This is a genomic window from [Mycobacterium] manitobense (genome assembly GCF_025821665.1).
In the GTDB taxonomy this organism is placed as follows: domain Bacteria; phylum Actinomycetota; class Actinomycetes; order Mycobacteriales; family Mycobacteriaceae; genus Mycobacterium; species Mycobacterium arseniciresistens.
In genome coordinates, this window is the sequence record NZ_JACKSJ010000218.1 from 37,514 (window position 1) to 44,738 (window position 7,225).

Annotated in this window: 9 protein-coding genes; 6 read left to right on the forward strand and 3 right to left on the reverse strand. The window is 69.2% G+C overall.

Annotation, left to right across the window (positions count from 1 at the left end; all coding sequences use genetic code 11):
* Positions 1-90 precede the first annotated feature (90 nt).
* Positions 91-1,035, forward strand: coding sequence for a putative endonuclease domain-containing protein (locus H7I41_RS23740; RefSeq protein ID WP_264015071.1), 945 nt, complete (start codon positions 91-93; stop codon positions 1,033-1,035).
* Positions 1,036-1,098: 63 nt separating this feature from the next.
* On the opposite strand, the gene H7I41_RS23745 is transcribed toward H7I41_RS23740, so the two are convergent.
* Positions 1,099-2,202 (reverse strand): epoxide hydrolase family protein, encoded by a 1,104-nt coding sequence (locus H7I41_RS23745; protein WP_264015072.1) that lies wholly within the window; start codon positions 2,200-2,202, stop codon positions 1,099-1,101.
* Between the two features lie 63 nt (positions 2,203-2,265).
* Here H7I41_RS23745 and H7I41_RS23750 point away from each other — a divergent pair, with 63 nt between their 5' ends.
* Positions 2,266-3,882, forward strand: a complete 1,617-nt coding sequence (locus H7I41_RS23750; protein ID WP_264015073.1) for an AMP-binding protein — start codon at positions 2,266-2,268, stop codon at positions 3,880-3,882.
* Here the strand turns inward: H7I41_RS23750 and H7I41_RS23755 are convergent.
* Complete coding sequence (locus tag H7I41_RS23755) at positions 3,879-5,012, reverse strand: FAD-dependent oxidoreductase (RefSeq protein ID WP_264015074.1); 1,134 nt, start codon at positions 5,010-5,012, stop codon at positions 3,879-3,881. The two genes, H7I41_RS23750 and H7I41_RS23755, sit on opposite strands and share 4 nt — an antisense overlap.
* A 93-nt stretch (positions 5,013-5,105) precedes the next feature.
* Between H7I41_RS23755 and H7I41_RS23760 the strand changes: the two genes are divergently transcribed.
* The 4 genes from H7I41_RS23760 to H7I41_RS23775 are packed head-to-tail and all read left to right on the forward strand — an operon-like array spanning position 5,106 to position 6,622.
* Entirely contained in the window at positions 5,106-5,660 is a 555-nt protein-coding gene (locus H7I41_RS23760; RefSeq protein WP_264015075.1) for a TetR/AcrR family transcriptional regulator, read from the forward strand.
* A gap of 19 nt (positions 5,661-5,679) precedes the next feature.
* Complete coding sequence (locus tag H7I41_RS23765) at positions 5,680-6,135, forward strand: hypothetical protein (protein ID WP_264015076.1); 456 nt, start codon at positions 5,680-5,682, stop codon at positions 6,133-6,135.
* Between the two features lie 29 nt (positions 6,136-6,164).
* Entirely contained in the window at positions 6,165-6,377 is a 213-nt protein-coding gene (locus tag H7I41_RS23770) for a DUF3072 domain-containing protein (protein ID WP_264015077.1), read from the forward strand.
* Positions 6,377-6,622 carry a hypothetical protein gene (locus H7I41_RS23775; protein WP_264015078.1) on the forward strand — a complete coding sequence of 82 codons (246 nt, stop codon included), beginning with the start codon at positions 6,377-6,379 and terminating at the stop codon, positions 6,620-6,622. The genes H7I41_RS23770 and H7I41_RS23775 overlap by 1 nt, the downstream gene beginning before the upstream one ends.
* Positions 6,623-6,629: 7 nt before the next feature.
* Here H7I41_RS23775 and H7I41_RS23780 read toward each other — a convergent pair.
* Positions 6,630-7,225, reverse strand: a 596-nt coding sequence (locus tag H7I41_RS23780) for a carboxyl transferase domain-containing protein (RefSeq protein ID WP_276009540.1), incomplete at its 5' end; no start/stop codon positions are given.

Sequence of the window (7,225 nt, forward strand, 5' to 3'; positions counted from 1 at the left end):
GAGATTGACGTGACGCAGCAGCCCTCTTGGCTTTCTACTGCGTGGCGTCAATGTCACGCCGCTGTCGGTGGCTGATGCCAGCATCGCGTCATGGGGAGGATCTTCCGCGGTAGCGAAGCGTTGGCCAAAGGTGCTGTCACGAGATATGAGCTGCAGCGTTGGCACCGCCGGATGTTCCCGGACGTCTACTGCGAGAAGGCTGCCACGCTGTCGTTGCGCGACCGCATCTACGGCGCGTGGCTCTGGTCCGACCGGCGGGCGGTGGTGGCAGGATTGGCCGCATCGAAGATGTGGGGAGCGAGTTACATCGACGACGACATACCCATCGAGTTGATCTGGCGGCACGGCCGGCCACCCGAAGGCATCCTGACGCGCAACGACGCCCTCGGTGACGACGAGATCACCCGTTTCGGCCGAATACCGGTGACCTCCAATGCGCGTACGGCATTCGACCTGGGCCGTCGACTCCCGAGGAACGAGGCGGTCGCGCGACTCGATGCGCTGATGTGGTCTAGCCGCTTCTCCGCCGATGAGGTTCTGCTCCTGGCGAAGCGCTATCCCCGCGCCCGCGGTCTCAATGCTTTGCGCGTCGCGCTGCCTTTGGTCGACGGCGGCGCCGATTCACCCAAGGAGACCTGGCTGCGGCTGTTGCTGATCGATGCCGGCTATCCGACACCCGAAACGCAGATACCCGTCTACGACGCCGAGGGTCTGATCGGCGTCGTCGACATGGGCTGGAAGCGCCTCGAGATCGCCGTGGATTACGACGGCGACTACCACCGCACCAGTCGCGCCCGTTACGTGAAAGATCAACGGCGGGTGCGTCGCTTGGAAGCGGCGGGTTGGATCGTCATTCGCGTGATTGCCGAGGATCCGGTCGACGACATCCTGGGCCGGGTCGCCGACGCCTGGCGGCGGCGGGGCGTGGACGCGTCGAAGCCCGACACTCGCCGAGCCGGCCGGGCGGCGCGTGAGGCGCGTACCGACCGTGAGATCGACGTGACGTCGCACCGTTCTCGCACTTCTGCTGCGTGACGTCAATCTCGCCCTGAGGATGCTGAGCCGCCCGCACGGATCACCAGGTAGTCGACGTCATTTTCAGCGAACCGTGTCGAAGAACGCGGTCACGTCGTCGACGAACAACTCGGGCTGTTCGAGCGCGGCGAAGTGTCCGCCGCGGGGCATCGTCGTCCAGTGGGTGATGTTGTAGTTCGGCTCGCACCACCGGCGCGATGACTGCAGGATCTCCTTCGGGAAGGACGCCACACCGGTCGGCAGGGTGACCGGGTCGCCGCCGCCGAAGCTGTTGAAGCTCTCCCAGTACAGCCTTGCCGAGGACGCCGCCGACGCGGTGAGCCAGTACAGCATCACGTTGTCGAGCATCTCGTCGCGGCCGACGGCGTTCTCGGGGTGCCCGTCGCAGTCGGTCCACGCCCAGAACTTCTCGACGATCCAGGCCAGCTGGCCGACGGGCGAGTCGACCAGGCCGTAGCCCACGGTCTGCGGCCGGGTGGACTGCTCCTTGGAGTAGCCGGTGCCCCAGCGCTGGTGCTCGGCGACGCGGGCGAGCGCGCGCTGCTCCTCCTCGGTGGCGTCGGAGAGGTCCTTCGGCGGCCTGCCGATCGGCATGTTCAGGTGGATGCCGACGCATGACCCGACGTTGCGACCGATCTGCGTGGTCACCGCGGCGCCCCAGTCGCCGCCCTGCGCGCCGTAGCGGTCGTACCCGAGCCGGCCCATCAGCGTGTCCCACGCGACGGCGATCCGCTCGATGCCCCACCCGGTGCCGGTCGGCTTGCCGGAGAAGCCGTATCCCGGCAGCGACGGGCACACGACGTCGAAGCCCGCGGCGTTGAGCGGCTCGATCACCTTGTGGAACTCCACGATCGACCCGGGCCAGCCGTGCGTGATCAGCAGCGGGAACGCGTCGTCGCGGGAGGACCGCTGATGGATGAAGTGGATCTCGAGCCCGTCGATGTCGGTGGTGAACTGGTCGAACCGGTTGAGCGCGGCCTCGCGGGCGCGCCAGTCGTAGCCGTCGGCCCAGTAGCCGGCGAGTTCACGGGTGTAGGCCAGCGGGACGCCCTGGCTCCAGTCGTCGACGGTCTCGTTCTCCGGCCACCTGGTGTTGGCGAGCCTCGTCCGCAGATCGGTGAGGGCGGCGTCGGGAACGGCGATGCGGAACGGGTGAACGGCAACCACTCCTCCTGCTTACCCGACCGGCAGGGGGTGGCGGTCGGCGGCTGTGACGTAGACCATAGCGGCATGGAAGCCTACGGCCGCGGACCCACCGACGTCGCTCTGCTCGAGGAGACGATCGGGACCAACTTCGAGCGGACCGCGCAGGCGAATCCGGACGTCGAAGCGCTTGTCGAGGTGGTCACCGGCAGGCGCTGGACCTATGCCGAGCTGAACGACGAGATCGACCGCACCGCCGCCGGTTTGATCGGCCTGGGCGTGGAGAAGGGCGAGCGGGTCGGGATCTGGGCGCCGAACTGCGCGGAGTGGACGATCGTGCAGTACGCCGCGGCGAAGATCGGCGCGATCCTGGTCAACATCAATCCCGCCTACCGCACACACGAACTGGCCTATGTGCTCGAGCAGTCCGGGGTGCGCACGCTGGTCGCCGCGACGTCCTTCAAGTCGTCGGACTACCGCGCCATGGTCGACGAGGTGCGCCCCGGCTGCCGTGCGTTGCGGGACGTGCTGTTCCTGGGCACCGACGAGTGGACCGCCTTGGCGCAGCAGCAGCGGGTCGCCGTCGACGCGGTGCGGGACCGGATGGCGCAGCTGGACAACCGCGACCCGATCAACATCCAGTACACCTCGGGCACAACGGGTTTCCCGAAGGGCGCGACGCTGTCACACCGCAACATCCTCAACAACGGCTACTTCGCCACGGAGCTGATCAATCTGGGGCCACAGGACCGGTTGTGCATTCCGGTGCCCTTCTACCACTGCTTCGGCATGGTGATGGGGAACCTCGGGTGCACCGCGCACGGCACCACGATGGTGATCCCGGCGCCCGGCTTCGATCCCGGCCTCACCCTCGCCGCGATCGAACAGGAGCGGTGCACCGGCGTGTACGGCGTGCCGACGATGTTCATCGCGATGCTCGGCCATCCCGACTTCGCGAACACCGACCTGTCGTCGCTGCGCACCGGGATCATGGCCGGTTCGGTGTGCCCGGTGGAGGTGATGAAGCGGTGTGTGGCCGACATGAACATGGCGGAGGTGGCGATCGCCTACGGCATGACGGAGACGTCGCCGGTGTCGTGCCAGACGCTGATCGACGACGACCTCGAACGGCGCACCGCGTCGATCGGCCGGGCGCATCCACACGTCGAGGTGAAGATCGTCGACCCCGGCAGCGGCGAGACCCTGGACCGGGGCGAGACGGGGGAGTTCTGCACGCGGGGCTATTCGGTGATGCTCGGCTACTGGGACGACGACGCGAAGACGGCCGAGGCGATCGACGCCGAGGGCTGGATGCACACCGGCGACCTCGCCGTCATGCGAGAGGACGGGTACTGCAACGTGGTCGGGCGGATCAAGGACATGGTGATCCGGGGCGGCGAGAACGTCTATCCGCGCGAGATCGAGGAGTTCCTCTACACCCATCCCGACATCGAGGACGCCCAGGTGGTGGGTGTGCCCGACGCGAAGTACGGCGAGGAGATCTGCGCGTGGATCCGGATGAAGGCGGGCCGCGCCGCGCTCGACGCCGACGCGGTGCGGTCCTTCGCCCGGGACAAGCTGGCGCACTACAAGATCCCGCGGTACGTGCACGTCGTCGACGAGTTCCCGATGACCGTCACCGGCAAGGTGCGCAAGGTCGAGATGCGTGAGGAGAGCGTGCGCGTCCTCGGTCTGGACGGCTAGCGGTACACCAGGCCGGACAGACGCCACGCCAGTGCGCGCCGCACCGCGGGGATCCGGCCGGCCAGGCTCATCGCCGTGTTGCGTACCGGGCGCAGGGCGCGGGGCAGGGTGGCCAGCCGGGTCAGCCGGTCGGTCAGCGTGACCACATCGCGGGCGATGGGCCTGCGGGTGTCGCTGTACTCGTCGAGCAGCGCGGGCGATCCGCCTTCGAGCACCGCGGCGAGTGCGGCGGCCAGAGCAACCGCGTCCTGGATACCCAGGTTCATGCCCTGCCCGCCCGCGGGACTGTGTACGTGTGCGGCGTCGCCCACCAGCAGCAGCCGGCCGGCCCGGTAGGTGTCGGCCACCCGGTGCTGGATGCGGAACCGGGAACCCCAGACCACCTCGGTGACCCGCACATTGCCTGCGCCCCGCTCGTCGAGGAGCTGCTGGACGAACGCGACCGACGGTTCCGCCGGTGCGTCGGCGACCGGGGCGACGATCCGGAAGGAGCCGTCGGGCAGCGGTGCCACCACCGTGAGTCCGGCCGTCGCCCAGAACAACACGACCTCCTCTTCCGGCGCGTCACCGGTCAGCCGGACGTCGGCGAGCACGAAGGACTCGTCGTAGGCGCCGCCGATGAAGCCGATGCCTGCGTGTTCGCGCACGGTGCTGTGGATCCCGTCGGCGCCGACGACGTAGCGGGCGCGCAGCACCTCGCCGTCGTCGAACACCGCCGTCACCCCGTCGGCGTCCTCGGTGACCGACTCGAGGGTCTTAGGCCGGATGACCGTGCCGCCCAGCTCGACGAGCCGGTCGAGCAGCACCTGCTCGGTGGTGCTCTGCGGAACGAGCAGGGTGTACGGGTAGGCCGACGGCAGGACGCTGAAGTCGATCGGGATCAGCGTGCGGGCGCGGTCGCGGATGGAGAAGCGCGGCGCCTGCACCCCCTGCTTGACCAGGCGGCGCGACACGTCGAGATCCTCGAGCACTTCCAAGGTGCGGGCGTTGACGGCGGCGGCCCGTGAGGTGTTGGCCCCCGCGGCCTGCTGATCGACGATTGTGGTCCGCACACCGCGTCGCAGCAGCGATGCAGCCAGTGTCAGTCCGCTCGGACCGGCTCCCACGATGAGGACGTCGGTGTTGTTCATGGCCCGCTCCTTCGCTCTATGCCAACGCTTGTTGGCACAACTGTGCGCCTGTCGGCCGTTAAAGTCAACAGTTGTTGGCCTACACTTGTTGGCATGCGTAGATCATCGGTCGAGACGAAGGCGGTGATCCTCGCCGCCGCCCGCGAGCGATTCGCTGCGTCGGGGTTCGAGCGGGCCACCATCCGGGCGATCGCCGCGGACGCGAACATCGACCCGTCGATGGTGATGCGGTACTTCGGAAGCAAGGACCAGCTGTTCGCCGCGGCGGCGGACTTCGACCTCGACCTGCCCGATGTCGCCGACGTCGCGCCGGACGAACTCGGCAAGCTGCTGGTCGGCCACTTCGTCGACCGGTGGGAGCGCGACGAGGCGCTCGTCGTGCTGCTGCGCTCCAGCACGACGAACAACGATGCCGCGCAACGCATGCGGGAGATCTTCAGCGCGCAGCTGCTGCCCGCGCTGACAAAGACCGGGTCGACGGCGCCCGCCCGGCGGGCCGCTCTGATCGCCACCCAGATGCTCGGGCTGGCGCTGTGCCGCTACGTCCTGCGGCTGCCCCCGGTCGTCGACATGACCCGCGACGAGGTGGTGGCCTGGCTGGCGCCGACGGTCCAGCGGTATCTCAGCGCACAGGACGAACCGCGATGAGCCGGGATAATGGGACCGCGTGTGGACCCCGACGCTCGTCCTGATCGCCACCACCGCGTTGTTCTCCGGCATCCTGCTCGGCGGCGGACTCTATGAGCACCTCGCGATCGACCCGTTCTGGCCCAAGCGGCCCGGCATCGTCCAGCAGCGCAACGGCGGCATCTCCCGGCGGCGGTTCTGGCTTCCGGCGCACATCGCGTTCGCGGTGCTGCTCGTGATGTCGGTGATCGCGGCGTGGGGGCTACCCGAGATGCGGTACCCGCTGCTCGTCGCGCTGGCCACGCACGCCGCGGCGCGGATCTGGTCACTGCTCGACGTGATCCCCAAGGCGGCCGAGTTCGAGCGGACCGACCCCGCCGCCGTCGACGAAGCGGCCGCCGTGCGGTGGACCCGGCGCAGCCTGCTGCGGCTGCCGCTGAACCTCGTCACCAGCGGCGCCATTTTCTTCGCACTTATGTTCGGATCGCACGCATAGATGCCACCCGCAGCGGGCATAGGACAGCCATGACTGAAGACGTGGGGCGAGCCCCCCAGGAGAACGCCGAGAAGGACCCGTCGGACTGGGCCACCGGCGACGAGCCGATGACCGGACCGCAACGCAGCTACCTGGGCACCTTGGCGCAGGAAGCCGGCGAAGAGGTGCCCGACGACCTGACCAAGGCGCAGGCGTCGGAGATGATCGACCGCCTGCAGCAGCAGACCGGGCGGGGGCAGTGATGACCGTCTCCGCCGACGACGTGCGCCGATTGCACGGCGCGGAGGGCGACGCCGTGCTCGTCCTGATCGAGGGCCGCGCCGAAGTGGTCACCGCCGACCAGCTGGAGTCCGACGAGTACAGGGGCGCCCTCGAGGTGATCACCCGCCGCGACCTCACCGCCCGAGTCGGCGACGACCCGTCGGATCACGAACTGACCGAGCAGGCCGCCATCCTCGACGCCGAGGTGTCCGAACTGGGCGGCTAGCGTCGGCTCAGGGCAGGCCGATTCGGCGGTAGCGCGCCAGCCGGTGCGTCAGCCGGTCGCCGTCCGGGACTTCGCGCAATCGGTGCAGCTCCACCGCGATCGACGCCGACAGCCGGGCAGTGAACTCCTGCGGTTCGTCGGCCGCGTCGGGGTGCTCGGCGACGATGGCGTCGACGATGCCGTCGCGCAGCAGGTCGGCCGACCGGATGCCCTGCTGCGCAGCGAGTTCGGGCGCATGGTCGGTGTCGCGGAAGACGATGGCACTGGCGCCCTCGGGCGGCAGCGGCGCCAGCCAGCCGTGCTGGGCGGCCAGCACCCGGTCGGCGGGCACCATCGCCAGCGCGGGCCCACCGCTGCCCTGTCCGAGCAGCACCGACACCGTCGGGGTGTCCAGGGTGACGAGTTCGGCCAGGCAGCGAGCGATCTCGCCGGCGAGCCCACCCTGCTCGGCCTCGGTCGACAGCGCCGGACCCGCGGTGTCGATCACCAGCACCAGCGGCAGCCGCAACCCGGCGGCCAGCGCCATCCCGCGGCGCGCCTCGCGCAGGGCGGCCGGCCCGACCAGCCCGCCGACGACGCGTTGCTGGCCGACCACCACGGCGG

Bases quoted from the DNA above. Each gene is read 5' to 3' on its own strand.
- H7I41_RS23775 (WP_264015078.1), top strand. From the start codon at position 6,377: ATGACCGTCTCCGCCGACGACGTGCGCCGATTGCACGGCGCGGAGGGC.
- H7I41_RS23740 (WP_264015071.1), top strand. From the start codon at position 91: ATGGGGAGGATCTTCCGCGGTAGCGAAGCGTTGGCCAAAGGTGCTGTC.
- H7I41_RS23755 (WP_264015074.1), bottom strand. From the start codon at position 5,012: ATGAACAACACCGACGTCCTCATCGTGGGAGCCGGTCCGAGCGGACTG.
- H7I41_RS23760 (WP_264015075.1), top strand. From the start codon at position 5,106: ATGCGTAGATCATCGGTCGAGACGAAGGCGGTGATCCTCGCCGCCGCC.
- H7I41_RS23750 (WP_264015073.1), top strand. From the start codon at position 2,266: ATGGAAGCCTACGGCCGCGGACCCACCGACGTCGCTCTGCTCGAGGAG.
- H7I41_RS23770 (WP_264015077.1), top strand. From the start codon at position 6,165: ATGACTGAAGACGTGGGGCGAGCCCCCCAGGAGAACGCCGAGAAGGAC.